Source organism: Cryobacterium sp. TMT2-4 (assembly GCF_004402575.1).
Classification (GTDB): domain Bacteria; phylum Actinomycetota; class Actinomycetes; order Actinomycetales; family Microbacteriaceae; genus Cryobacterium; species Cryobacterium sandaracinum.
The window spans coordinates 113,165-139,685 of the sequence record NZ_SOGE01000030.1 but is presented as its reverse complement, the minus strand read 5'-3'; the positions used below and the strand labels follow the sequence as shown (position 1 = coordinate 139,685).

20 protein-coding genes are annotated in these 26,521 nt (G+C 69.2%); 14 read left to right on the top strand and 6 right to left on the bottom strand.

Going from position 1 to position 26,521, the window contains the following annotated elements; genetic code table 11:
- Positions 1-17 precede the first annotated feature (17 nt).
- A complete protein-coding gene (gene pulA / locus E3O54_RS09735; protein WP_134401490.1) occupies positions 18-5,807 on the bottom strand; it encodes a pullulanase-type alpha-1,6-glucosidase in 5,790 nt (1,929 codons plus the stop codon).
- A 204-nt stretch (positions 5,808-6,011) separates the two neighbouring features.
- Here pulA and E3O54_RS09730 point away from each other — a divergent pair, with 204 nt between their 5' ends.
- From E3O54_RS09730 to E3O54_RS09715, 4 genes are all read left to right on the top strand, one after another.
- A complete protein-coding gene (locus tag E3O54_RS09730) occupies positions 6,012-7,433 on the top strand; it encodes an amidohydrolase family protein (protein WP_104099389.1) in 1,422 nt (473 codons plus the stop codon).
- Positions 7,434-7,675: 242 nt separating this feature from the next.
- The gene (locus E3O54_RS09725) at positions 7,676-8,344 is read left to right on the top strand and encodes an NTP transferase domain-containing protein (protein ID WP_134401489.1); all 669 of its coding nucleotides are present in this window, start codon (positions 7,676-7,678) and stop codon (positions 8,342-8,344) included.
- A gap of 84 nt (positions 8,345-8,428) precedes the next feature.
- Positions 8,429-8,713 carry an ATP-dependent Clp protease adapter ClpS gene (gene clpS / locus E3O54_RS09720; protein WP_233191428.1) on the top strand — a complete coding sequence of 95 codons (285 nt, stop codon included), beginning with the start codon at positions 8,429-8,431 and terminating at the stop codon, positions 8,711-8,713.
- Positions 8,713-9,282 (top strand): DUF2017 family protein, encoded by a 570-nt coding sequence (locus E3O54_RS09715; RefSeq protein WP_241976847.1) that lies wholly within the window; start codon positions 8,713-8,715, stop codon positions 9,280-9,282. The genes clpS and E3O54_RS09715 overlap by 1 nt, the downstream gene beginning before the upstream one ends.
- Positions 9,283-9,301: 19 nt before the next feature.
- On the opposite strand, the gene E3O54_RS09710 is transcribed toward E3O54_RS09715, so the two are convergent.
- Entirely contained in the window at positions 9,302-10,618 is a 1,317-nt protein-coding gene (locus E3O54_RS09710) for a glycosyltransferase (protein WP_134401487.1), read from the bottom strand.
- On the bottom strand, positions 10,615-12,846 hold the full coding sequence (locus E3O54_RS09705; protein ID WP_134401486.1) for a glycosyltransferase: 2,232 nt from the start codon (positions 12,844-12,846) through the stop codon (positions 10,615-10,617). Before E3O54_RS09705 ends, E3O54_RS09710 begins: the two co-directional genes overlap by 4 nt.
- Before the next feature lie 92 nt (positions 12,847-12,938).
- On the opposite strand from E3O54_RS09705, the gene E3O54_RS09700 reads away from it, so the two are divergent.
- Together E3O54_RS09700 and E3O54_RS09695 are read left to right on the top strand one after the other, a co-directional pair.
- The gene (locus E3O54_RS09700) at positions 12,939-15,254 is read left to right on the top strand and encodes an FdhF/YdeP family oxidoreductase (protein ID WP_104101320.1); all 2,316 of its coding nucleotides are present in this window, start codon (positions 12,939-12,941) and stop codon (positions 15,252-15,254) included.
- Positions 15,251-16,639: a phosphatase PAP2 family protein gene (locus E3O54_RS09695; protein ID WP_174720209.1), complete on the top strand. Its 1,389-nt coding sequence runs from the start codon at positions 15,251-15,253 to the stop codon at positions 16,637-16,639. Before E3O54_RS09700 ends, E3O54_RS09695 begins: the two co-directional genes overlap by 4 nt.
- Here E3O54_RS09695 and fdhD read toward each other — a convergent pair.
- From fdhD to fdhA, 3 genes are all read right to left on the bottom strand, one after another.
- A complete protein-coding gene (gene fdhD / locus E3O54_RS09690; RefSeq protein ID WP_134401485.1) occupies positions 16,636-17,496 on the bottom strand; it encodes a formate dehydrogenase accessory sulfurtransferase FdhD in 861 nt (286 codons plus the stop codon). The two genes, E3O54_RS09695 and fdhD, sit on opposite strands and share 4 nt — an antisense overlap.
- Positions 17,497-17,502: 6 nt before the next feature.
- The gene (gene moaA, locus E3O54_RS09685; protein WP_134342182.1) at positions 17,503-18,531 is read right to left on the bottom strand and encodes a GTP 3',8-cyclase MoaA; all 1,029 of its coding nucleotides are present in this window, start codon (positions 18,529-18,531) and stop codon (positions 17,503-17,505) included.
- 131 nt (positions 18,532-18,662) lie between these two features.
- Positions 18,663-19,877 carry a formaldehyde dehydrogenase, glutathione-independent gene (fdhA, locus tag E3O54_RS09680; RefSeq protein ID WP_104101328.1) on the bottom strand — a complete coding sequence of 405 codons (1,215 nt, stop codon included), beginning with the start codon at positions 19,875-19,877 and terminating at the stop codon, positions 18,663-18,665.
- Between the two features lie 191 nt (positions 19,878-20,068).
- On the opposite strand from fdhA, the gene E3O54_RS09675 reads away from it, so the two are divergent.
- From E3O54_RS09675 to E3O54_RS09640, 8 genes are all read left to right on the top strand, one after another.
- Positions 20,069-21,319: a ThiF family adenylyltransferase gene (locus tag E3O54_RS09675; RefSeq protein ID WP_104101331.1), complete on the top strand. Its 1,251-nt coding sequence runs from the start codon at positions 20,069-20,071 to the stop codon at positions 21,317-21,319.
- A gap of 2 nt (positions 21,320-21,321) precedes the next feature.
- Positions 21,322-22,620, top strand: coding sequence for a gephyrin-like molybdotransferase Glp (gene glp / locus E3O54_RS09670; RefSeq protein ID WP_104101334.1), 1,299 nt, complete (start codon positions 21,322-21,324; stop codon positions 22,618-22,620).
- The gene (gene moaC / locus E3O54_RS09665) at positions 22,617-23,114 is read left to right on the top strand and encodes a cyclic pyranopterin monophosphate synthase MoaC (protein ID WP_104170175.1); all 498 of its coding nucleotides are present in this window, start codon (positions 22,617-22,619) and stop codon (positions 23,112-23,114) included. Before glp ends, moaC begins: the two co-directional genes overlap by 4 nt.
- A gap of 2 nt (positions 23,115-23,116) precedes the next feature.
- Complete coding sequence (locus E3O54_RS09660) at positions 23,117-23,809, top strand: molybdenum cofactor guanylyltransferase (protein ID WP_198411466.1); 693 nt, start codon at positions 23,117-23,119, stop codon at positions 23,807-23,809.
- A gap of 13 nt (positions 23,810-23,822) precedes the next feature.
- Positions 23,823-24,110, top strand: a complete 288-nt coding sequence (locus E3O54_RS09655; RefSeq protein WP_174720208.1) for a DUF6457 domain-containing protein — start codon at positions 23,823-23,825, stop codon at positions 24,108-24,110.
- Positions 24,110-24,349, top strand: coding sequence for a MoaD/ThiS family protein (locus E3O54_RS09650; protein ID WP_134401484.1), 240 nt, complete (start codon positions 24,110-24,112; stop codon positions 24,347-24,349). Before E3O54_RS09655 ends, E3O54_RS09650 begins: the two co-directional genes overlap by 1 nt.
- A 131-nt stretch (positions 24,350-24,480) precedes the next feature.
- Positions 24,481-25,806: an MFS transporter gene (locus E3O54_RS09645; protein WP_134401483.1), complete on the top strand. Its 1,326-nt coding sequence runs from the start codon at positions 24,481-24,483 to the stop codon at positions 25,804-25,806.
- Positions 25,807-25,837: 31 nt separating this feature from the next.
- Complete coding sequence (locus tag E3O54_RS09640; protein WP_134401482.1) at positions 25,838-26,296, top strand: SRPBCC domain-containing protein; 459 nt, start codon at positions 25,838-25,840, stop codon at positions 26,294-26,296.
- The last annotated feature ends 225 nt before the right edge of the window (positions 26,297-26,521 follow it).

Sequence of the window (26,521 nt, the reverse complement as noted above, 5' to 3'; positions counted from 1 at the left end):
GGGGTGCGATCCGCGGGTTACCGCTTCTTCGCCGTCCGCTCCTGCGCGTCGACGAGCACCGCGACCGTGCGGGCGGGAACCGTTACCGTGCCGGTCGCCGCGTCCCAGGTCGTCGACTTGACGAGCGCATCCATCCCGGCGGCCTGGATGCCGCTGAGGGCGTAGCCGCGCCGGGCCAACTCGCTGAGCAGAACCGTCTGAGGTTCGGGGCTGGCGTTGAAGAGCACCAGCAGGCCGTCCAGTTTCTTGTCGACGTCGCCTCCCACCGTGTCGTCGACGCTCATCGCGATGACGCCGGGGGTGGCGTCCGGTCCGCTGGCCGGGAAGGTCAGCTTCTGGTTGATCAGCTTCGCATCGCCGAGCCGGAACAGTTCGGTCGACTGCTTGAGGCGCAGCAGGTCCTGGGCCTGGGCCGACGCGAAGCTGATGTCGTCCGGCGTCGGCTTGAGGGCCGGGTCCTCGAGCAGCGGGCGCATGATGGCCCACTTGTCCTCGTTGGCGGCCGCTGACGGCAGACCGACGCCGAAGTTGCTGGTCTGGCCGGTCCAGTCGATGCGGTTGAACCAGTCGCCCGAGTTGTAGCTGTCGCGGTCGAGCGACTTCGAGCGCAGCAGGTCGGTTCCGGCGTGCCAGAGCGATGGCGCCTGCGACAGGGTCGCGGTGGCAAGAGACAGGGTGTTCATGCGCACCCGGTCACTCATCCCGGTGTCGGCCGGCAGCTTGAGGGCGAGCAGGTCGTAGAGCGTCTCGTTGTCGTGCGCGTCGACGTAGTTGATCACCTCGTCCGGCTGGTCCGCATACCCGGCCGGCGACCCGTTGTAGTCGAGTTCGTCGCCGCGCTTCACCGTGCCGTCGCTGGTGACGAAGCTGAAGTCGCGCAGGTTCGCGGCCAGGCCGAGCCGCACCAGGTCGCTGGCCTGCCCGAGCCGGGCGAGCGCCTGCTCGGGGGTGCCGTTGATCGCCACGCCGTTGGGATCGGTGCCGAGCCCGGTGCCGAAGCCCTGCTGCTGCACGGTGCTGCCGTCGACGGGGCTGCCGCCATGCACCGCGTCGCGCAGCCGGTCGTTGAACGTGCCGATGCCGGTTCCGCCCAGCTGGCCCTGCGTCGCCTGCTCGAACAGGGCGTTGTTCGCGACCTCGCCGAAGTTCCAGCCCTCACCGTAGAGGTAGATCGCCTGGCCGTTCACGCCGTCCTTTTTCAGGGTGAGCGCGTCAAGGGCATCCCGCACGGCCAGCAGGTTGGCCTTCGAGTGGTGGCCCATCAGGTCGAACCGGAACCCGTCCACGCGGTACTCCTTCGCCCAGAGCACGACGGAGTCGACCATGAGCTTCTGGGCCAGTTCGTGCTCGGTGGCGATGTTCTGGCAGCAGGTGGAGGTCTCGACGGAGCCTTGCGGGTTGAGACGGTGGTAGTAACCGGGCACGACCTGGTCGAGCACCGATTTCTCCCCCTGGCCGCTCTGCGCGGTGTGGTTGAACACCTCGTCGAGTACGACCTGCAGGCCGTCCTCGTGCAGGGCCCCCACCATGCCGCGGAACTCGGCCACCCGGGCGCCGCCGTGGGCGTTCACCGCGTAGGACCCCTCCGGCGCCGAGAAGTGGAACGGGTCGTAGCCCCAGTTGAAGCCATCCTGGTCCCTGATCGCCTGGATGCACGCCTGCTGGCCCGGCGAGGCCGGTCCGAAGGAGGCCAGGTCGCAGGCCGGAACGGCCTGGAGGGCGCGGTCTTCCTGGATCGTGGCGATGTCGAAGGTCGGCAGCAGGTGCACGGTGTTGAGCCCGGCAGCCGCCAGCTCGGACAGATGCCGGGTTCCCGCGCTGTCGACCCCGAACGCGCCGTAGGTGCCGCGGAGCTCTTCCGGCACGGTGTCGTCGGAGATCGAGAAGTCGCGCACGTGCAGTTCGTAGATCGACCGGTCCACGGCCTTCTCGATGACCGGCGCCTTCGCTTTCTCCCACGCCTTGGGGCGGTAAGCCTTATCGGCCAGGTCGATGAGCACCGACCGGGTGGAGTTCTGCGTCAGGGCGACCGAGTACGGGTCGGTGACCTGGTTCACCTCGATCTTCCCCGTCGTCGGCGCGAACACCGTGACCTCGAAGACGAAGGATGCACCGGTCCAGTTCTTGGCGCCGGTCGCGGTCCACGTGCCGTCATCCTGGCGCGTCAACGCGATGCGCTCCGGGTCGGCCGTGTCGCCCGCCGTCCAGACGAGCGCGTCGACGTTCTGCGCCGTGGGAGCCCAGACCGCGATCGTGGGCCGCTTCTTGGACCAGGTGACGCCGAGCGTCCGGTCCGCTGCGGCATCCGCGTAGAGGTCGTCGAGCACGCCGGGCAGTTGCACGCCCGTGAACGCGGTGAGGATGCCTGTGGTGTCGTCGGTGTCGGTGCCGGTGTCGGTGCCGGACTGGGCCACCGCCAGCTGGGTGGTCAGCAGCCGTTCCAGCTCCACCCGGTCCACACCGACCGGGCGCAGGGCCACGGACCCGGCGAGGGCCGGGAAACGCGCTTTCTCCGCGTCGGAGAGACCGGCCGGGTCGTACTCGAGGGCGACCGTGTCACCGCCGGTCACCGCTCCGTCGACGACCGCCAGGTCGGCGGACGACGAGGAGTGCAGCGTGTAACCGAGCGCGGCCGGGTCGGCATTCGCGGGCAACAGGTCACGCGGCCAGGCGAGGGTCTTCTCGCTCACCCAGCGCGCGCGCTGCGCTCCGGTGCCGGCCAGCGGCGGGTCGGTCACCGTGATCGTGAGCACGTGGGCGGCGAGGTCGTAGCTGAACAGGGTTTCCTTGCCCTCGGTGGCCGTGAACGACAGGTTCGCTCCGTTCGGCACGCCGTCGGCGCCATAGTTCTCGTCCCAGCCGAGGTTGTGCGCGACCTTCGCCTCGTACGAGCCGGTCGGCAGGGTGTTCGAACTCAGGGTGAGGATGCCGTCGCCGTCCACGTCCTGCAGCCAGGTTGCGAGGCAGTCCGGTTTCCAATCTCCGGGGCAACCGGCCTCCTCCTGGAAGGAACCGGCCGCGACGACGATATCGCCCTCGGCCGTGCCCTGAAAGAAGTTGTTGCGCGGGTCGAAGTAGAACGTGACCGGGCCGCCGTCGGTCGTGTAGCTCACGTTGTCGCCGCCGGGAACCCCGCCGGAACCGTAGTTGAGGTCCCAGGAGCCGTTGACGGCGATCTTGTACTCGTAGTCGCCGGCCGGAAGGTCGAAGGTGCCGGCGTAGATGCCGTCGGCCCGGAGGGTCAGTTTCGCGGCCTCACAGCCGGGCTGCCAGTCCCCGGCACAACCCATCTCGGAGTTGTGACTACCGGCCACCGTGACCAGGTCGATCGCGGCGTCGGGCGTGCCGGTATCGGCGAGCGAAACCGTGTTGCCCACGGAGGCGAAGCTGGACGCGGCGGCCCGCTGTCCGGCGGCATCCGTGGAGACGGCGCGGTATTCGACCAGGGTGCCCGTGGCGAGGCCGGCGGTGTCGTGGAAGACCCGCGGAGTGGTGTCTTCGGCGGTGCCGAGGCTGGTCCACGCAGTGTCACCCACGACCCGCCAGGCGAAGCCGGTCTCCTGCCAGGTCCCGTCGTCGACGGTGGCCCCGACGGGTGAGACGCCGGTGACGCCGGCTCCGGCTGCCGGGGCGGCGACCGTGATCGCGGCGGCCGCGGCCGGAGCGCTGACGGGTCGGTCGGCCACGAGCACGACCGAGCCGCGGGCCGGCACGGTGACGGCCAGATCCCCGGTGTCGCCGGATACCGCGGAAGCGGTGTCGCCGAACAGCACCGAGTAGGACGCACCCGTGGTGAGGGTGGGGATCGTCACGGTTTTCGCCGCGGCCGAGTTGTTGACGGCGACGAGGTGTTCGATCTTCTCCGTGCGGTCGACCCGGCTGAACGCGTAGACGCCGGCCCCGGTGTCGGCGTAGCGCTCGATCTGGGCGCCCGTCGCGAGGGCCGGGTGGTCGCTCCGCAGCGCGGAGAGCTCAGCGATCCGACTGTAGAGCGGCGCATCCGTCCCGAACCGGTCGATCGAACCGGCGGTCTCGCCGGTGATCAGCGGCTGGTTCGCGTACTCGGGCACCTGGCTGGCGAACAGCGACTGGCGGGCGTCCTTGTCGCCGCCCGCGCCCATGAAACCCTGCTCGTCGCCGTAGTAGACCACCGGCTGGCCGCGGGTCAGGAACATGAGCTCGTGGGCGAGCACGTCGCGGGCAACCGGGTCATCGGTGTTCTTTAGGAAGTAGCCGATCCGGCCCATGTCGTGGTTGCCGAGGAAGGTCGGCAGCGCGGAGGCGTTGGAGTCGGGAGTCGTGTAGAGGTCGTCGGAGGCGAACAGCTGGCTGAGCCCCTTCGCGGAGTTGCCGGCGGCGAAGCTGGTCGCCTGCGACTGGAATCCGAAGTCGAGCACCGAGTTGAGGTCGGTCTTGCGCACGTACGGGGACGTCTTCGCGGCATCCGCGTCGTAGACCTCACCGAACATGAAGAAGTCGGGCTTGCCCGCGGCGTGCGCGTAGTCGAGCACCTGCGTGGACCACGTGTCCCAGAACTCCAGGTTGACGTGCTTGACCGTGTCGATGCGGAAGCCGTCGATACCGAGGTCGACCCAGTCCGTGTATACGTCGACGAAGCCGTTCACGACGGCCGGGTTCTCGGTCATCAGGTCGTCGAGGCCGGAGAAGTCGCCGTCGAGGTTGCTCTCACCCTCGAAGGTCGAATCTCCCCGGTTGTGGTAAAGCGTCGGGTCGTTCAGCCAGGCCGGCACCTTGGCCGTGGCGTCGGCGGCCGCGACGAACGGCGTGTAGGGGAAGGATGTCCCGTCGAGGGTCGGGAATTCGTCGGTCCCCGCGTAGTCGGCCGGGTCGAAGGGCTCGCCGGCCGCGGTCGTGTAGGGCGACGTCGCCTTGTCGATGTAGGAGTACTGCTTCTCCTCGTTGTCGATGACGTCGGCGGTGTGGTTGGTGATGATGTCGAAGTACACCTTGATGCCGCGGGCGTGCGCGTCGTCGATGAGCGCCTTGAGCTCGGCGTTGGTGCCGAGGTGCGGGTCGATCTGGGTGAAGTCGGTGATCCAGTAGCCGTGGTAGCCCGCGGACGCGTTCGCGCCCTCGCCCTGCACGGCCCGGTTCTTGAAGGACGGCGTGAGCCAGAGGGCGCTCGTGCCGAGACCCTCGATGTAGTCGAGCTGGGAACGGAGCCCGGCGAGGTCGCCGCCGTTGTAGAAGCCCTTGTTCGCGGGGTCGTAGCCGGATACCAGTGGGTCGTCGCCGAGGCCGGCGGTGTTGTTGGCCGGGTCGGCGTCCTTGAACCGGTCGGTCATCACGAAGTAGAACTGCTCGTCGCTGCCGGGCTGGCGGATGGGCGCGGCCGCCACGGCCTCGTCCTCCGCGGAGTAGGCACCGGCCAGGGAGAGTACCTCGAGGCCGACGCGCTTCCGGCCGAGGTCGAAGGTGAAGCTCATTCGGCTTTCACCGGCGATGGTCAGCGGGATGTTGTCGGCGCCACCGACCAGCCCGTAGGTCTCGTCCCACGCGTCGTTGAGGGCGACCTTGTAGTCGTAGCTGCCGGCCGGCACCGTGAACTCGGCGGACCAGACCCCGTCGACGCCCGTCGGGGCCAGCTCGGTGGACTCGCAGGCCGGCTGCCAGTCCTCCGTGCAGCCCAACTCGCTCTGCAGGCTGCCGACCAGGGCGACCGTCGGGGTGGCGGCGGCCGCGGACACCTCGGAGAAGGCGAGACCGGAGAGAACGATCGCGCCGGCTCCGATCGTGGCCACAATGCGGCGGATGGCCGGGCGGCGTGTAGCGGTGCGTTTCGTCAACAGTGACTCCCCCTGTCTCGCGCCCGGTGGCGCTGAGAACAACAGATGTGACGCTACTCCGTCGCGTACCGCTCATGCAAGCGTTTGCTGCAAGCGTTTACTTGATCGCGCGGCGGTCGAGCCTGACGACCCCCAATACACTGAACGAGTCCGGTGGAAACGAGTCCAGTGGAAGAGAACGACGAACAGAGAACGGGCTCTCACGTGACACCGTCCAGCCGGGTCTACCGCGGCCACATCTTCCACATTGCCGGCTCCCCCACCGTGGCCGCCGCGCACCGGCACCTCGTGTCCCTGCCCGACGGCGTCCTGGTGACCACCGACACGGGCCGGATCGCCTGGGTGGGCTCATTCGTCGACCTCCCTGCCGTCTACGAAACCCTGGCGGTCACCGACAACCGGGGCGGTTTCATCCTGCCCGGCTTCGTCGACACCCACGTGCACTTCCCGCAGACCTATTCCACGGATTCCTATGGCGGCGGCCAGCTGCTCGAGTGGCTGGACAACTGCGTCTTCCCGGCCGAGGCTCGCCTGGCCGACCCCGGGTTCGGCGAGCAGATCGCCCGGGACTTCACCCGTCGCCGCGTCGCCGCGGGCACGACCAGCGCCCTGGTCTTCGGCTCCGCGTTCCCTCCCGCGCAGGACGCCCTGTTCGAGGAGTCGCACCGGGCCGGACTGCGCCTGGTCAGCGGACGCGGAATCCAGACGGTCGGTTCGAAGCCCTCGCAGGCGCTGCTCACGAGCGAGGCCAGGGCCCTGGAGCTTGTGACGGATGAGATCGCCCGCTGGCACGCGGTCGACACCGGCGACGCCGCCACCGCGCTGCTTCAGGTGGCGGTGGTGCCGCGATTCAGCCTCTCCGTCACCCCCACGACCCTGGCGGGGCTCGGCGAGCTCTACGACGCGGTGCGCGGCCAGGGGGTCTACTTCCACAGCCACCTGAACGAGAACAACCGGCCCGGCACGGGCGAGATCGAGGCCGTGAAGTCGGTCTACCAGGTCGACACCTACCTCGACACCTACGACGGCCGCTTCCTGCCGGGTTCGGCGCGAGGCGGGTCGAGCCTGCTGGGGCGGCGCAGCATCCTCGCCCACGCCGTGCACTGCGAGAACAGCGAGCTGGCTCGCCTGGCCGAGACGGGAACGAGCGTGGCGCACTGCCCCACGTCGCAGCAGTTCCTGGGATCGGGCACCATGCCGTGGCTGCGCACGACGTCGTTCGGCGTGAATGTGGCGATCGGGTCGGATGTCGGCGCGGGCGACGAATGGCTTATCTCCCGGGTGCTCAACGACTGTTTCAAGGTGCACCTCTCCGAGCCCGGAGAGGCGGGCCTGTCGCTGGATCCGGCCGCCCTGCTCTTCACCGGCACCCTGGCCGGCGCGCGCGCACTCGACATGGAGGCCCGGTTCGGCAACTTCGACGTGGGCAAGGACGCCGACTTCCTCCTGATCGAGCCGGACCGCTGGGAGCCCCTTGCCACGGTGCTCGAGCGCGGCATCCGGGCCGACGACGAGGAGATGGCCACCGACCAGACCCTCTTCGCGCTTCTGCTGGCCCTCCGCCAGCCCGCGATCGCCGGCGTCTTCGTGCGCGGCCGCCGGGTGCTCGCCCCGACCGGTGGTTGAGCCGCCCGGCGATTGAGCCGCCCTCCCGCCTTCCAGTCCCGCCCTCAATCCCGCCCTGGCCGAACGAATTCGACGGAGATTTTGCTTAGAACCGGCCCCGAGCATCCATTTGGGCGCGAAATCGGTAAAATCTCCGTCGAATTCGTCAGGGGTTGATGGACTAAAAGGTGAGAATCGTGCGGGCCGTGCCCGACCGACCTTCACACCCGTGCCCACACCCGCACCGCCCTACGATGGCAGGCATGGCCACTTCCTCCGCACCAATCGCCGGCCTCGTGCTCGCAGCCGGCGCCGGCTCCCGTTACGGCATGCCGAAGGCACTTGCGCGAGGCGACGACGGCATCCCCTGGCTGGTGCGCACGATCCGCACGCTCACGGATGCCGGCTGCTCACCGGTGATCGTCGTGCTCGGCGCCGAAACCGCAGAAGTCCGGGCACTGCTCCACCAATTCGGCATGACCCCGTCGGTCGTCCTCACGCAGGCTGAAGACTGGGCAGAGGGACTCTCCGCGTCCCTGCGGGCGGGCCTGCGACAAGCCACCGAGCTGCAGGCCACCGAGCTCCTGCCTGCTCCGGTCGCCGTGGCGATCGTCCCGGTCGATATCCCGGGTCTGCTGCCCGGCACGGTCGCACGACTGATCGGCACCCTGCCCATCGACACCCTGCCCGGTGACACCGTGCCCGGTGCCACGGATGCCGACGCGAACCCCGTCGGCCCGCTCACGCTCCGGCAGGCAGGCTTCGACGCCCGTCCGGGACACCCGGTGGTGATCGGGCGAGCACACTGGGGCGCGCTCATCGACTCCGCCACCGGCGACACCGGCGCACGTCCCTACCTGCAGTCTCACAACACCCGGCTGGTCGATTGCGCCGACCTCGAGACCGGGCTCGACGTCGACACGCGCGATTGAGCACCGAAACCGCACCGCACCACGCCCCCGGACACCGGCCACACCGGGTTGGAATTGCCCCCCCCTCCGTGTGAGGCTTAACCCGTGCCGAAGACTGACGAACGACTCGATCTGCGAGACGCCGTGTCCCTCGATCGCCCCTGGATCACCATCGTCTGGGACGACCCGGTGAACCTGATGTCCTACGTCTCCTACGTGTTCCGCAGCTACTTCGGCATCTCCGCCTTGGAGTCCGAGCGCCTCATGCTGCAGGTGCACAACGACGGGAAGGCCGTCGTCGCTTCCGGCAACCGGGAAGCAATGGAACGCCACGTCGAAGCCATGCACGGCTACGGGCTGTGGGCCACCCTCGCCAAGGCCGACGCGTGATGCAGTTCATGACGGGCAGCGAGAACGCCGGCAGCGTGACCGCCCGGTTCGAACCCGTCGAGATCGGCCTGTTGCGCCTGGCCGCGAGCCAGCTGATTGACCTGCTGGAGGGCGCCGAAACCCACGCACTCGGCACATCCGGTGACCCGGCCCTGCGTCGGCTGCTGCCGGATGCCTACGCCGATGACCCCGAGGCCGCCGCGGAATTCCGCCGGTTCACCGCCGATGACCTGCTCGAGCGCAAGGTGCGGAACGCCCGGTGCATGCTTGCGACGCTCGGCGAGGAACCGCTCGCCGACATCGCCGACGAACCGAACGACGCCGAGCCACCTGCGACCGCCGACGCGGCCGCATCCGCCGAGGCGCCCGTGATTATCGACCTCGACGCCGACGACGTGCAGTCCTGGCTGCGCACGCTCACCGACCTGCGCCTCACCCTTGCCGAACGCCTTGAGATCGGGCCCGACGGGGTGCCGGCGCGGAGCGCCGACGCGGCACCGTTCCTGAACGACATCTACGACTGGTTCGGTATGGTGCAGGAATCCCTGGTCTACGCGATCGACGTCTGACCCCCCGGATACTCGCAACCTACAGCTCGACCGGCACCGCCAGCAGCGCCGCGTACGCGCGCTTGGGCCCGGCCCCGCCCTGCAGCGAGGAACTCAACCGATCCAGGCTTCGCCGGGCGTCCCCGTCGAGCGCGAGCAGTTCGGCTATTCCGGCCCGAAGCTCCTCAACCGTAGCCGTGTTGGGCGCGAGGGACAGCCCGAATCCGGCCGCTTCGACCGCGGCGGCCCCGGCGAACTGGTCGGTGGAGAAGGGCAGCAGCAGCAGTGGCACCCCCGAGGTCATCGCCTCGGTGACGCTGTTGTTGCCGCCGTGCGACACCGCCAGAGCCGAGCGCGCCAGCACGGTGACCTGCGGCAGGAACGCGCGCACGAGCCAGGAGTCGGGGATCGGCCCGAGTTCCGCGGGGTCGGTGGCACCGGTGGCGACGGCCACCCGCACGTCGAGTGCGGCAAGCGCCTCGGCCACCCGGGCGAGAACATCCCCGCGCACCGACAGGAAGCTGCCGAAACTGACATAGACGATGGGCCGGTCACTGTCGGCGGCGAGCCAGGCGTTCACCTCGTCGTCGGCGGCCTCGTTGCGCACGGCGGAGCCGAGGAACGCGTGCGCCGGCAGCAACTCGCCACGTGCGGCGTCGTGCAGCTCGGCCGGATAATTGAGCAGCAGGATGTCTCCGGACTCCATGAACGCATCCGGGCTCGGCGGCGCGGCCGGGTCGAGAACCCGCAGGGCGTCGTTCCACTGGGTGGTGAACGCATCCCGCACGCTCTCGCAGATCGTCAGGAGTGCGCCGAGGTCGTCGCTGTCGGGCGCGAAGGCGAGCGGCCACTCCGGCGGGAAACCGTAGACCTCCGCGCCCACGGGCAGCGCCGACGGGTGACCGAGCACCACATCGGCGTGACGGATGCCCGCACTCACCAAAGCGAGGCGCGCACTGAACGCCAGGTGATCGACGATCACGTGGTCGGGTTGCACCTCGGCCACGATGAGCTGTACCGCGCGGGCCACCTCCACCGGGTTCCAGAGCAGGTCGCTGCTGCGTGCCTTGGCCTGGAAACAGAGCGTTTCCACCATTCCGAGCCGGGTGGCGTCGAAGAACCCGCGGAGCGCGTCGTCCTCGCCCGTCGGCTGTTCCTCGGCGCGGATCGTGCCGGGGTTCGAGCCGCGGCCCAGTTGCAGGGGTATGCGCTCGAATCCGAACGCGGCCACGATGTCGGCAGTGGCCGAACCGCTGGCCACCACGACGCGTTCGCCGGCCTCCAGCCACGCGGAGCCCAGAGTGGCCAGCGGGAACAGGTGGGAGGCGTAGTCCGGGCTGATGATCAGCAGCGTCATGAAACGCTCACCAGGTACGCGCCCGACTCGTTCGTGTCGGCGACGTCGCGGTAGACCCGGGTCAGCGTCTCAGCCATGGCCTGGATCGTGAAGGAACGCGACACCATTTCCCCGGCCCGGTCCGCGTACTCAGGTCCGAGAGGGCCGGCAGCCAACTCGAGTGCAGCGATGATCCCGCCCGCCAGGGCCGTTTGGTTGCCGGTGTCGACGAGGAAACCCGTCACTGCGTGCTCCACATAGGTGGCCGGGCCGCCGGAATTCGGGGCGACGACGGTGAGCCCGGTCGCCATGGCCTCAAGCAGGGCGATGCCGAATTCTTCCTTCATGCTCGCGCAGACATACGCCCCATTGGGGGCCGCCAGTCCGGGCCGGCCGTACCGGGCCGCGGCCAGCCAGTGCGCCACGGTGTCGTTGGTGCGGTGCCCGGCGAGCAGTAGGCCCTGGTCGGCCGCATTGGCGAGGTCGACGACCGCGGCCATCTGGTCCAGCTGGCTTTTCTCGTCGAGGGAGGGAGAATTCAGGTCCCCGCCGAGGATGAGCAGGTTGCAGCGGGCGCGCAGGTCGGCATCCGCAGCCCACGCCTGAACCAGGGCAGCCATGCCCTTGACGCGGTGCAGGCGTCCGACGGTGACGGCGAGCGGAAGCCCGCGCCGGCTCGGCGGGAGGGTGGTGAGCAGGTCGTCCAGTTCGGCTAGCGCCGCTGCGCCCGCCGCGCCCGCCGCGCTGGTCACGCCGGTCGCGCCGGTCGCGTGCGCGGCGGGCGGGTCGGCCGCGAGTCGGGCATCCGCCAGGGCACGCTCGATCACGGCGAGGTCGATGCCCTCCGCGATCACGGAGTGGCGTTCCGGATGCTGCCGGATATCGATTCCCACAAGGTCGCGCATGTCACGCCGCAGCTCGGGCCTCGGGAAGAGAACGGTGTGCGCGGCATCCGCGGCCAGCCGCTGAACGAGCCGGGCCCGGAACCAGAAGTGCTCGGTCTCGTCGACCGTGCCGAAGTTCGCCCGGGTGAGCACCCCGGAACTGTCGAGGGAGTGGATGACGCTGTGCGGGTCGGGGGCCACCGTGAACACGATCGGAATGTCGAGCTCGCGGGCGACGGTGGAGGCGGCCAGCGTGCCGATGTCGGCCATTCGCAGGTGGATCGCGTCGACGGTGCCGGCGGCGCGCAGAATGCGACGGATGCCGCGCTGCGTCGCAATCCGCCGCGGCCAGGCATCGACCGAGGCGACGGGTTCGCCCAGGAAGGGCACGGTCGCGAAGGCGTGCTCCGCGAGGGAAGACCCGACCTCGGAGAGAGAGGTGAGCGCGCCGGCGAAGCTGCCGCGGGAGAGGGTGAGCACCCGTTCCACGGAGCCGCCGCGCTCACTGCCGCCGCTGCCGCTGCCGCCGGAGACGAGCGCGTCGCCCAGGCGCACGAGCAGCGTGGCGATGCCGCCGTTATCGCCGGCTCCCACCTGGCTGAGTTCGCGGTCGATGTCGGCGTGCAGGAAGAGTTGGGCCACCGTCAGCCCCCGGCTCCACGGCGGGCGCGGGTAGGCCGGCACGGTCAAGTCGATCAGGGCGAGCCGGGCCACGTCGGCAAGCACGCCGCTGCCCTGCGACAGGTCGCTCACGATACGGATGTTGGCCTCGTTCGGACCGAGGTCGCCGATGGCCGCGATCGCCGCCGCACGCACCGCGTTCGGCTCGGAGCCGTCGACTGCGACCCGGCGCAGCAGACGTTCGGGGATGCGCCCGGCGATGAGACCCATCGTTTCGACCAGGCGGGCGCGGGCGCCGCACTCATGCACGCCGATCAGGGTGCCCTCGAGGGCGAGCGCCACATGCACCGGCACCGACGAGCTCCACTGCTCCAGCGTGCGCTGGGCGATCATGCCGGAGAAGCCGCCGTCGACCACCATGCTCAGCAGTCCGGAGATCGCCTCGAACCGGGGCAGCCGGGCGCCGAACGCCCAGGCCGTGTGTTCGCGGATGAAGAGGGAGTCGTGGGTGAGCAGCGACACGAGCACGTCATCCGCGGACTCGTCGAACACCTGGCCGAGCGAGTGAATGGCCGCGATCGCGGTCAGCTGGTCGCCAGGGTCGGTCGCCGCCTGCGCGAGCAGGCGCACGGCGCGGATGCCGCCGTCCCGGCTCGCTGCGATGGTCAGGTCGTCGGCGCAGCGAATGCCGTCCAGGATTGACCGGGTCTGCCGCATCGTGTCCAGCGTCGTGTGAGTTCCCACGGTGCCCCCCTGTCTCCTGCTTCAAGCAGTCCGATCCGAACATACACGTAGCCGATGTCGGAACGCCCTGTGAAATGGAGCAAAATGGTCACATGACACGACGCGCTCCGATCGAAGACATCAACGAAGACAATCTGGTCGTCACGAAGCCGAAGAAGTCCGCGGCCGGAGTGGAAGCGGTTCTGGTGGCGCTCGATCGCGGGTTCGCGCAGGCCGGCGTTCCCCGCACGGCGAAGGCGCTGCTGCGCCTCAACCAGCGCGACGGCACCGACTGCCCGGGCTGCGCGTGGCCGGAGTCGCAGGGCCACCGCAAGACCGCGGAGTTCTGTGAGAACGGCGCCAAGGCCGTCGCCGAGGAGAGCACCCTGCGCACCGTGACGCCGGCGTTCTGGGCCGAGCACTCGATCGAGGAGCTCGCCACGAAGACCGAGTACTGGCTCGGCAACCAGGGCCGCATCACGCATCCGGTGGTCATCCGTCCCGGCGACACGCACTACTCCCAGATCTCCTGGAACGAAGCCTTCGAGCTCATCGGCGAGCGGATCCGAGCCACCGTTCCCGACCGTACGGTCTTCTACACCTCGGGACGCACCGCCAACGAGGCGGCGTTCCTCTACCAGCTGTTCGCCCGCTCGATCGGCACGAACAACCTGCCCGACTGCTCGAACATGTGCCACGAGTCCTCCGGAAGCGCCATGAACGCCACCATCGGCATCGGCAAGGGCACCGTTTCGCTCGAAGACATCCACCATGCCGAGCTGATCCTCGTCGTCGGCCAGAACCCGGGCACCAACCACCCGCGGATGCTGTCGGCCCTCAAGGAGTGCAAGGACAACGGTGGCCGGGTCGTCGCCGTCAACCCGCTGCCCGAGGCCGGGTTGTTCAATTTCAAGGATCCCCAGTCGGTCTCCGGCCTGATCGGCGATGGCACAGCACTCGCCGACGAGTACCTGCAGATCAAGGTCGGCGGCGACCTGGCCCTGTTCCAGGCCCTCGGCCACCTGCTGCTCGAAGCGGAGGAGCGCGTTCCCGGCTCCGTCGTCGACGCGGAGTTCGTCGCGGCGAACACCCAGGGCCTCGACGAGTACCGCGCCGCCCGCACGACCATCGACTGGGCCGAGACGGAGAAGGCCACCGGGCTCACCGCGGTGGAGATCTCCACCGTCGCGCAGATGATGATCGACTCCACGGCCACGATCATCTGCTGGGCGCTCGGACTCACTCAGCAGCCGCACTCGGTCAACACACTCAAGGAGATCATCAACCTGCTCCTGCTGCAGGGCAACTTCGGCAAGCCGGGCGCCGGCGCCTGCCCGGTTCGCGGCCACTCCAACGTGCAGGGCGACCGCACCATGGGCGTCTGGGAGAAGCCCAAGGAATCGATGCTCGCCGCGCTGGACAAGGAATTCGGCATCGAGTCCCCTCGCAAGCACGGCCTCGACTCGGTGGACACCGTCGCGGCCTTCGAGAACGACGACGTCGACGTGTTCGTGTCGATGGGCGGCAACTTCGCCCTCGCCTGCTCCGACACAGTGGCCCTCGAGGCGGCAATGCAGCGCGTGGGCCTGACCGTGCACGTGTCGACCAAGCCCAACCGGTCGCACATCATGCACGGCACGACCTCGCTGATCCTGCCGACGCTGGGGCGCACCGACACGGACGACAAGCACCCGGGTGGTCGCCAGGTGCTCTCGGTCGAGGACTCCATGTCGGTCGTGCGCACCACGCAGGGGCGTCTGGACCCGGTCTCCGAGCACTTGCTCGCCGAGCCCGTCATCGTCGCCCGGATGGCCAGCGCCACCCTCGGCGACGACCACGTGATCGACTGGAAGGCGATGGCCGACGACTACGACGTCATCCGTGACCGCATCTCGCGGGTTCTCCCGGGCTTCACCGATTTCAACGCGCGCCTCAAGACGAAGAACGGTTTCGTACTGCCCAACCCACCCCGCGACACCCGCAGCTTCGCCACCGACATCGGCCGGGCCCGGTTCACGGTCAGCCCGCTCGAGTACCTCACCCCGCCGGCCGGCCACCTGATCCTGCAGACCATGCGCAGCCACGACCAGTACAACACCACGTTCTACGGCCTGGATGACCGCTACCGCGGAATCTCCGGCGGCCGCCGGGTCATCCTGATCCACCAGGACGACGTCACCGAGCTGGGCTTTGCGGACCGCGACATGGTCGACGTGATCAGCACTTTCCGGGGCGAGGAGCGGCGCGCCAACGAGTTCCGCCTGGTGGTCTACCCCACCCCGCGGGGCTGCGCGGCCGCGTATTTCCCCGAGGCGAACGCCCTGATGCACCGCGAGCTCGTGGCCCGGGAGTCGAACACCCCCGGTTACAAGGCCATGTCCGTGCGATTCATCGCCCACGAGGCAGCGAATTCAGCACCGCTGACGTGAGCCGAGGCGTGAACACGGGCGCTGGGGCACAGCGCGTCACCCACTGGTGGCCGCTGCTCTCCGGGCTGGTCACCGTCGCGCTGGCGGTGGGTCTGGGCCTGGTCATCTCCCGGAACGGCAAGCCGTTCGCCCTGGACACGGAGTGGATGATCGCGGTGTCCGGCAATCGGGCACCGGTGTGGGATTCCCTCGCCCTCGTGATGAACAGCCTGGGCGGCGGTCTCACCGCCTCCGTCGTCGTGCCCGGTCTGCTCATCGGCCTGCTCCTGTTCTTCAAGCGCCCGTGGGCCGCGGGCTTCGCCCTCGCGGTAACCGTGGTCTCCGGTGCCGCCGTGCACCTCCTCAAGTGGCTGTTCGGCCGGGCCCGCCCGGTCGAGCTCGACGATCTGTTGGTCAGCGTCGATTTCGGGTCGTTCCCCTCCGGCCATGTCGCCAATGCGGCGACGCTGGCGATAATCCTGGCGCTGCTCTTCCGGTTCTGGTGGGTGTGGCTGGCCGGGGCGCTGTACACGGCGCTGATGATGCTCAGCCGCACCTACCTGGGCGCTCACTGGCTGACCGACACCGTCGGGGCGGCACTGCTCGGCATCGGGATCGCGGTGGCGGTCTGGGCTCCCCTGGCCGTGACACTCGATCGCGAACGCCGACGCAGCCGCGCGTCGCATCCGTGGCGCACGTTCCACGACCGGTACGTCGTCGAGACGTGGGAACGCAATGCCCGGTCCCGCCGCATGCTCCAAGTCACCGCGATCGCCTGCCTGGGTTTCGGCGCCGTCGTCTTCACGCTCACGCTGCTGAGTGTGCTGAGCGGCGGCGGCGTCACCGCCATCGACCTCCCCGTGCAGGAGTGGCTGCTGGAAGCCCGGTCCCCCGTTCTGACGACCGTGATGGTGGTGCTGGCGGTCGTATTCGGGCCGGTCGCGCTGCCCCTGATCGTGCTGGTCGTGTGCGTCGGCTGGGGTCTTCTCACCCGGCACGCCTGGCGCCCCCTGCTGCTCGCCGGTGCCATGGCAACCGGCGTGGTGCTGGCCCAGGTCATCGGACGCACGGTCGGCCGCGAGCGGCCGCCGATCGACCTGATGCTGTACGGCACGGATCTCACGTTCTCGTTCCCCTCCGGCCACGTGCTGGGTGCATCCGACTTCCTGCTGGTGACCGCCTACCTTCTGCTCTCGCGCCGTTGCAGCATGCGGGCCACCACCCTCGGTCTCAGCATCGCCGTGGTCGGCACCGTGCTGGCGGCCCTCAGCCGCCTGTACCTCGGCTACCACTGGACCACGGATGCCCTGGCCTCCGTTTCGATCTCCCTGATAGTGGTGGGCTGCGTGATCACGGTCGACACCTGGCGCACCGGGCGGGTGGTCGAACCCGCGGAGCGCGGCTAGCCGGGGACGCTCTGCGGCGTCCGCTCGCCGCTCGTGATGCGTTCCGCCCCGGCGTAGATCACCATGGAGTCGCCGCGCAGGAACCCGACCACCGTCATGCCTACCTCGTCCGCGAACTCGGCGGCCAGCGACGACGGCGCCGACACGGCGGCGAGCACCGGAATCCCGGCCATCAGCGCCTTCTGCGCCAGTTCGAAGCTCGCCCGGCTCGACACCATCAGCACCGTGCCGGTGAGCGGAAGCAGGTCTTCCTTCAGCGCCCAGCCGATGACCTTGTCGACCGCGTTGTGGCGGCCGACGTCTTCGCGCAGCACCAGCATCCGCCCGGTGGTCCCGTCGAAGAGGGCGGCCGCATGGATGCCGCCGGTCTTCTCGAAAACGTCCTGGGCGGCACGCAAGACCTCGGGGAAGCTCGTCAGGAGCTCTGCGTCGACCTGAAGCGGGTCAGCCGTCACCGGGAACGCCGACTTCGTTCGCACGGCGTCGATGCTGGCCTTGCCGCAGAGCCCGCAGGAACTGGTCGTCAGGAACGATCGCTCCAGGCTCGGGTCGGGCGGTGTGACCCCGGGCGCGAGCGACACGTCGAGCACGTTGTAGGTGTTAACGCCCTCGACGGTGGCGCCGGCGCAGTACCGGGCCGTGGAAAAGTGCTCGTTCCGGGTGATGACGCCCTCCGACACCAGGAACCCGGCGGCGAGGTCGAAATCGTTGCCGGGGGTTCGCATCGTGACGGCGAGGGAGCGGCCGTTCACGCGGATCTCGAGTGGCTCTTCGACCGCCAGCACGTCTTCCCGGCTGGTGGGATTCTCGCCCGCCGTCAGTCGCACGACCTTGCGCCTGGCCGTGATCCTGCTCATCTGGATTCACCCACCGATGTACGACATTTCGATTCTCTTCTTGCCGGATGCGCGCAGCCGGCCGGTCTCGGCGCTGCGCAGCTCCGAATAGCGGTCCGTGCGCTCGCGCCAGATCTGCTTCAGCACCTCGGTCAGCTGCTCATCGGTGCAACCGCCGCGCATCAGGGCACGCAGGTCGTGCCCCTCGGTCGCGAACAGGCAGGTGAACAGCTTGCCGTCGGTGGAGACCCGCGCCCGCGAGCAGGAATGGCAGAACGACTGGGTGACACTGGAGATCACGCCGATCTCCCCCTCGCCGTCGCGGTAGCGCCACCGGCGGCTGGTCTCACCGGTCTTGTTGGGGGCCACCTCCTCGAGAGGCAGTTCAGCGTTGATGCGGGCCACGACCTCGGCCGAGGGCACCACGTCACCCATCTCCCAGCCGTTGCTCGAGCCCACGTCCATGAACTCGATGAACCGGAGGATGTACGGGGTGCCTTTGAAGTGGCGCGCCATGGCAACGATGTCCTGATCGTTCTGCCCGCGCTTGAGCACCATGTTGATCTTGATCGGGCCGAGCCCGACCGAGTGGGCCACGTCCAGGCTGTTCAACACCTTGGCGACCGGGAACTTCACGTCGTTCATGGCCCGGAACGTGGCGTCGTCGAGCGAATCCAACGACACCGTGACGCGCTTCAGCCCGGCGTCCTTCAGAGCCCGGGCCTTCAGCGCCAGCACCGAACCGTTGGTGGTCATCGCGATGTCGATCGGGCGGCCGTCCGGGGTGCGGAGCGCCGCCAGCATCGCCACCAGTTCCTCGATCCCTTTGCGCAGCAGCGGCTCACCGCCGGTGAGGCGGATCTTCTCGACCCCGTGCGCCACGCTGATCCGCGCCAGCCGGGTCATCTCTTCGAAGGAGAGCAGTTCGTCGCGTTCCATGAAAGCAAAGTCCTTGCCGAAGACCTCTTTGGGCATGCAGTACACGCAGCGGAAGTTGCAACGGTCGGTGACCGAGATGCGCAGATCGTGCAGCGGGCGTTGGAACTGATCAATCATGTCTCCACACTAACCGCCGCCCTCCGCGGCAACAGTCCTTCGGGACGGTGACAAATGCCCGGCCTCAGCAGAACAGGGCATCCGGCCCGGGCGAACCGCGGGCCGGATGTCCTGTTACCGGTCGAACGCGCTTACTTGATGTACTGGTTCGGGTTCAGCACGTATTTGATCGACTTGCCGGCGTCGAACTCGGCGTAGCCGCGCGGGGCATCGTCCAGGCTGATCGCCTGAGCGTTGACGGCCTTCGCGATCTGCACCTTGTCGTGCAGGATCGCCATCATCAGCGACCGGTTGTACTTCATCACCGGGGTCTGACCGGTAGCGAAGGACAGGGACTTGGCCCAGCCGAGGCCCAGCCGGATGGACAGCGAGCCGACCTTCGCCGCCTCGTCGACCCCGCCCGGGTCACCCGTGACGTAGAGGCCCGGGATGCCCAGGCCACCACCGGCGGCCGTGACCGTCATCAGCGAGTTCAGCACCGTGGCCGGACGCTCCGTTCCGGCATCCTTGCCGTGGCCGCGGGCCTCGAAGCCGACCGCGTCCACGCCGCAGTCGACCTCGGGCACACCCAGGATCTGCTCGATCTGATCCTGCGGTTCGCCCTTCCGCAGGTCGATGGTCTCGCAGCCGAAGCTGCGGGCCTGCGCCAGCCGCTCCTCATTGAGGTCGGCGACGATGACGACGGCGGCCCCGAGCAGCTGAGCGGATGCCGCCGCGGCCAGACCCACCGGGCCCGCTCCGGCGATGTATACGGTCGATCCGACCCCGACGCCCGCGCTGAACGCTCCGTGGAAGCCGGTCGGGAAGATGTCCGAGAGCATGGTGAGGTCCATGATCTTCTCCAGCGCCTGGTCCCGGTCCGGGAACTTCAGGAGGTTCCAGTCCGCGTACGGCACCAGCACGTACTCGGCCTGGCCGCCGACCCAACCGCCCATGTCGACGTAGCCGTAGGCGCTGCCCGGGCGGTCGGGGTTGACGTTGAGACAGATTCCGGTTTTGCGCTCCTTACAGTTGCGGCACCGGCCGCAAGAGATGTTGAACGGCACCGAGACGATGTCGCCGACCTTGATGAACTCGACGTCGGGTCCGCATTCGACCACCTCGCCGGTGATCTCGTGGCCGAGGACGAGGTCCGACGGCGCGGTCGTGCGCCCGCGAACCATGTGCTGGTCCGAGCCGCAGATGTTGGTGGTGACCGTGCGGAGGATGACCCCGTGCGGCACCTTGCGGCCCACGTTCGCCGGGTTGACACCCGGTCCGTCTTTCAGCTCGAAGGTCGGGTAGTCGATGTCGATGACCTCGACGACGCCCGGGCTCTTGTAGGCAACTGCTCTGTTCCCAGTCATGAAGTACCTTCCTAGTTCCTGTTTGCTTCCCTCACAGCGAGACCCGTCGGGCCGCGCGAGACTGCATCGAAATTTCTAGTTGGTGCCTGTTTCACATCTAGAGGACTACATTGCGGCCTGAAATTCAAGGGGTGTGCTCAGATGACTGTTTTGGGTACACATCGGGCGCTGCCAACGCCTACCGTGGAAGCATGGCCATTCCCCCCCTTGTCGAGCCGATCGCCCGCCTGAGCGGCGCCGAATCCGTTCGCACCGCCCGCCAACGCCGTCTGCCCCAGCTCAACGAGCTCGGCCAGCGCCGCCTCGCCAACGCCCGGGTGCTCGTGCTCGGCGCCGGCGGGCTGGGGTCCCCCGCGCTCATCTACCTGGCTGCGGCCGGCGTGGGAACGATCGGCATCGTCGACGGCGACGACGTCGAACCCAGCAACCTGCAACGCCAGATCGTGCACGGCCAGGCGGATGTCGGACGCCCCAAGGTGGCCAGCGCCGCCGAATCGATCGCCCAGATCGCGCCGGAGGCCGTGGTCGTGCAGCACGCCGAACGGCTCGACGCCGGCAACGCCGCCGCGATCATCGGCGGTTACGACGTGGTCATCGACGGCACCGACAACTTCCCCACCCGTTTCCTGGTCAACGACACCTGCGCGGCCCTGGGCCTGCCACTGGTCTGGGCATCCGTGCTCCGTTTCGACGCCCAGCTGTCGGTGTTCTGGGCCACCCCACCGGCCGAGAGCGGCCTCACCGGGGTGCATCTGCGCGACCTGTTCCCGACCCCGCCCACAGAGGGTGAGGTGCCCAACTGCGCCGAAGCCGGCGTGCTCGGCGCGCTCTGCGGCCAGGTGGGCTCGCTGATGGCCACCGAGGCGATCAAGCTGATCGCCGGTATCGGCGCTCCGCTGATCGGGCGCGTGCTCGTGATCGACGCGCTCTCGGGCCGTTTCACCGAAGTGCCCCTGATCGGCACCGGCATCGCCGCCGCCGACCCGAACCCGGCAGCGACCCTCGCCGCCGCCCGCGGCTCCGCTCGGGCCGCCACCGCTGGGGCCTGGTCGACGCTCACCCCGGTGGAGCTCGTGGCCCGGCTCACTGCCCGCGCCGAGGGAACCGACCCGTTCGTGCTGGTCGACGTGCGCGAGCCCGACGAGCACGCCGAGAGCGCCATCCCGGATGCCGTCCTGCTGCCTCTCGGCGACCTGCTCACCGAGGCCGGAATGGCCACCCTGCCGCGGGACGTGCCGCTGGTGCTGCACTGCCATCTGGGGCCGCGGGCCGAACGCGCCGCGATGGCCCTGGACGCGGCCGGCTTCACCGGCCTCACCCTGCTCGCCGGCGGGATCGTCGCCTGGGACGTTGCCGTCGCCGCACGCACGGCTCCCGGCCGGGGCAGCAAGTGGGCCGGCGACGCCGTGTCCAACGAATCGACGACCACAGCGGGGAACTGACCATGACGGGGAACACGCACGAGCACACCCACGAGCACGACGCCGATGCTTGCGCCGTACCGGTCTCGGCCCGCAGCGTCGCCGACCAGCTCTCCTTCGTGCTCGCCGCGGTCGCCCCGCTGCCGCCCGTGCTGGTCTCGCTTGACGAGGCGCTGGGCCTGATGCTGGCCGAGGATGTTCGGAGCGCCACGGACACACCTCCCTTCGACAACTCGGCCATGGACGGCTATGCCGTCCGGCGCGCCGACCTGCTGCAGGCCTCCGCCGAGCACCCGGTGACGCTGCCGGTGGTCGCCGACCTCGCGGCCGGAACCAGCCAGAACCCGCACCTGGAGACCGGGCAGGTGGCCCGGATCATGACGGGGGCGCCGCTCCCGGACGGGGCGGATGCCGTGGTTCCGATCGAAGACACCGATCAGGGCATCGACACGGTCACCGTCGTGCGGGCGCCGCAGCCGGCAGCGCACATCCGTCGCGCCGGCGAAGACGCCCACGCCGGCGACACCGTGCTCACCCGCGGCTCGGTGCTCTGGCCGACCCGGGTTGCCGCGGCCGCCAGCGCCGGAACCTCGTCGCTCCGGGCGCACCCGGCTCCGCGCGTGGCCGTGATCTCCACCGGGAGCGAGCTCGTCACCCCCGGCGAACCCGCCCGGCGCGGCCAGATCCCCGACTCCAACTCCTACCTCCTCGCGTCGGCCGTCACCGCCGCCGGTGGGGTGCCGATCCGGCTCGGCGCGGTTCCCGACGACGAGAACACGCTCCGCAGCCTGCTGGCCAGCCTCGCCGGCACGGTCGACGCCATCGTGCTCTCCGGCGGGGTGAGCGTCGGCGCCTACGACATCGTCAAGGCCGTGCTCGCGCCGCTCGGCACCGTACGGTTCGGGCCGGTCAAGATGCAGCCGGGCAAGCCTCAGGGTTTCGGCCGCTGGCCGGCCGACGACAATGCAGTCGAGGGACCGCTCATCTTCGCCCTCCCCGGCAACCCGGTCAGCGCCTTCGTGTCGTTCGAGGTGTTCGTGCGGCCGGCCCTGCGCCGCCTCGGCGGGCACATCGACCTCTTTCGCCCCACGATCTCGGCGACCGCCGGGGAGAGCTGGGACTCCCCGCCCGGCCGTGCCCAGTACATGCCGGTGACCCTCGAGGGCGTGGGAATCCGCAGAGTGGTCCGCCGGTCCGCCGCGGGTGGGTCGGGATCCCACCTCGTCGCCGGGCTTGCTCAGGCCGTCGGGCTGGCCATCGTGCCGGAAAACGTGACGCGGATTGCCGAGGGCGACCGCGTCACTGTCATGCTGTTGACATGAGCATCCGCGACCTGTCCGCACACCCCTTCACGCATCTCGACTCTTCCGGCCAGGCCCGCATGGTCGACGTCACCGAGAAGCAGCCCACCGTGCGCAGCGCCACCGCCGCCGGCTTCGTGGCCTGCGGACCGACGGTCATCGCGGCCCTTCGCGACGGCAGCACCCCCAAGGGCGATGTGCTCGCCGTGGCCCGCATCGCCGGCATCCAGGGTGCCAAGAAGTGCGCCGACCTGCTCCCCCTCGCGCATGTGATCGGGGTGCACGGCGCCGCCGTCGACCTCGTCATCGAAAACACCGGGGTGCGCGTCACGGCCACCGTGCGCACGGCCGACCGCACCGGCGTCGAGATGGAGGCGCTGACCGCCGTGTCGGTCGCCGCCCTCGCCGTGGTCGATATGGTCAAAGGCCTCGACAAGTCCGTTTGGATCGAGAACGTGCGCCTCATCACGAAGACCGGAGGGAAGTCCGGCGACTGGCACCGCCCGAACGAGTAGCGATGACCCGAGCAGCCATGAGCGTCGACCTGATTGTGCTGGCGGGCGGGCGCGCCCGGCGCCTCGACGGCGCGGTCAAGCCCGCGGTCGAGGTGGCCGGGCGCACGCTGCTCTCCCGGGTGCTGGACGCCCGCGGTCTCGCCCGGAACGTTGTCGTGGTCGGGCCGGAGGAGGCCCGTGCGGCCGTCCCGGACGACGACACGTCCGAGCTGACCTGGACGCTCGAAGATCCCCCGTTCGGCGGCCCGGTCGCCGGCATCGTGGCGGGACTCGCGGCGCTCGAGCACGCGACCGCGTCCGGGCCTGCGGACTGGGTGCTCCTGCTGGCCTGCGACCTGCCGTGGGCAGCGGATGCCGCCCGCCTACTGGTGCCGGCGGCGTCCGACCCGGGGCTGCCGGCATCCGTTCACGGCCTGCACCTGGTCGACGCGGGCGGCCGCGCGCAGTGGCTCGCGGGGATCTACCGCCTGGCGCCGCTGCGGGCGGCCGCGCACCGGCTCGGCGCCGACGCCCACGGCGCCAGCATGCGCGGACTGCTGGCCCCGCTCGAGCTGCGGGGCGTCCGCGACCAGAACGGCAAGGGGAGCGACGTGGACACATGGCAGGATGTGGAGAGGAGTTCCGCACTGCTGACCAGCACCCCACCGCGGAGCAATCCGACCGCGGAGCAATCCGACCGCGGAGCAATCCGATGAGGAGTGATACCCAATGAGCGCCTCGACCCCGCTTCCCCCTGAGGCTCTCGACGAGTGGCTGGTGGCCCTCGCCGCCGCACTCGGCCTGGATCCGGCCGACATCCCCGTGGGCACGCTGCTCGACGTGGCCCGCGACGTGGCCCACAACGTGGCCCGGCCCGCCGCCCCGCTGAGCACGTTCCTGGTCGGTCTGGCCGCCGCCCGGAACGGCGGCACACCCGCCGCCATCGAGGCCGCCAGTGCGCTGGCCACCCGGCTCGCCCTCACCTGGCCGCCGGACCAGCCGGAGGCGACACGCTGATGGCGACCATCCGTTTCTTCGCCGCGGCAGCCGAAGCCGCCGCCGCCGACGCGGCCGCGATCGATGCCGCCACCATCGGCGACTTGCGCGCCCAGCTCACCAGCCTCTACGGCGACGAGTTCGAGCGCATCCTCGGCCGGTGCTCCCTGCTCGTGAACGGCACGCGGGCGACGGATGACACGGTGCCGCTCTCCGGGAGCGACACCGTCGACGTGCTGCCGCCCTTCGCCGGCGGCTGACGCCCGCCGATTTCGGTTCTGTTCGACCGAATCATTTTTCACGGCGTTCACGCGTTGTCGCATTTCCGCTGTACCGCGAGGGTGGAAGCTACGCGGGCCTGGTGCCCGGCAGCAACCAGCCGAGGAAGTCCATGTCAGTCGCAACGTCCCCGCAGTTCGCCTCGAAACTCAAACCGGATCTGTCCAACTGGGACCCGGAGAATGACGAGACCTGGGATCCGGGGCTCGCCTGGCGCACCCTGTGGATCACCACCTTCAGCCTGACTCTGAGCTTCGCGGCCTGGTACCTCGTCAGCGCGATCGCCCCGCGTCTGAACGACATCGGCTACTCCCTCGCACCCAGCCAGCTGTACTGGCTCGTCGCCCTCCCCGGGCTCGCCGGCGGCCTGCTGCGCCTGGTCTTCATGTTCCTGCCGCCGATGATGGGCACCCGCAACCTCGTCGCCATGTCGTCGGCCCTGCTCATGATCCCGATGCTCGGCTGGACCCTCGCCGCCCGGGACACGTCTACGCCGTACTGGGTGCTGCTCTCCCTGGCGTTCGCGGCCGGCATCGGCGGCGGAACCTTCTCCGGTTTCATGGCATCGACCAGCTACTTCTTCCCCAAACGCCTCGCCGGTACGGCTCTGGGCCTGCAGGCAGGCCTCGGCAACTTCGGCATCGGCCTGATGCAGCTGATCCTGCCCTGGGTCGTCGGATTCGGTCTGCTCGGCACCGCCGCCCTCACCCCCCAGAGCAGTGCCGACGGTGACCTCGTCTGGCTGCACAACGGTGGGCTGGTGCTCATCCCGTGGGCTCTGCTTGCCATCGTCCTGTCGGTGATGTACCTGCGCCGGGTGCCGATCACGGCGAACTTCCGCCAGCAGATGGACATCTTCCAGGTCAAGCACACCTGGATCATGACCGCCATCTACCTGATGAGCTTCGGCGCCTACAGTGGCCTCGCCGCCCAGATGGGCCTGATCATCCTCAACGTCTACGGCGACTTCCCGGATGCCCCGAACCCGCTGGCCTTCGCATTCATCGGCCCCGTCCTCGGCGCCCTGGTGCGGGCGGCGAGCGGCCCGTTCTGCGACAGGTGGGGCGGCGCGATCTTCACGTTCATCGGTGGCCTCGGCATGGTGGCGGGAACTGCCCTCACCGCCTTCTTCCTCACGCCGACCAGCGTGGACGAGTTCTGGGGCTTCCTCACCGGCATGTTGATCATCTTCTTCTTCGCCGGGCTGGCCAACGCCGGCACGTTCAAGCAGATGCCGATGATCTTCCCGAAGCGTCAGGCCGGCGGAGCCATCGCCTGGACCTCCGCCATCGCGGCCTTCGGACCGTTCGTCGTGGGCATCTCGCTCACCATGATCAGCCCGACCGCGTTCTTCGCCGGCTGCGCCGTGTTCTGCGTGTTCTGCACCTGGCTCGCCTGGTTCTACTACGCCCGCAAGGGTGCGCCCTTCCCCAGCTGATCGATCTGCCGGAGCGGAGTACGATCCCCGCATGGAACAGCTGCACTTCACGATTCGGATCGACGCTCCGGTACACGCCGTCTGGAGCACGATGCTGGACGCGTCGACCTACCGGGACTGGACCCGGGCGTTCCATGAGGGTTCCCACTACGTCGGAAGCTGGGCGGAGGGCAGCACGATCCGCTTCCTCGCCCCCGGCGAGGATGCTTCCCACAGCGGGCTGGTGGCCACGGTCGTCGAAAACCGGCCGGACGAGTTCATCTCATTGGAAATCCACGGTGCTGTCTCCCGGGGCATCGACGACACCACGAGCGCTCACGCGCGGCGGTTCGCGGGCGCGCACGAGGACTACTCCTTCAGCGAGTCCGACGGGGTGACCACACTCGTGGTGACCGTCGACACTGACGAGGAATTCACGGCCATGTTCGCTGCGGATTGGCCCCGCGCCCTCGCGGAGCTCGCCGAGGAACGGGCCGCCACCGCCGACTAGCTGCCCGGGTCCTGCCAGCCGTGGGCGATGAAGGGGTCGGACTGGGAGTTCCGAGCCCCGAACGGAGCGGAGCGGGTGGTCGATGCCCGATCCGCACCAGCGCTGCTGCCCATCCGGCGGGGGCTGTGGCCAACTCAGGAGATCCGTCCGGCCGGGCCGAACATCCACACTGGTTCCGCACTGATCCGTGGCGGCCGGTGCATGCCGGCAACGGATGTCCTGAGT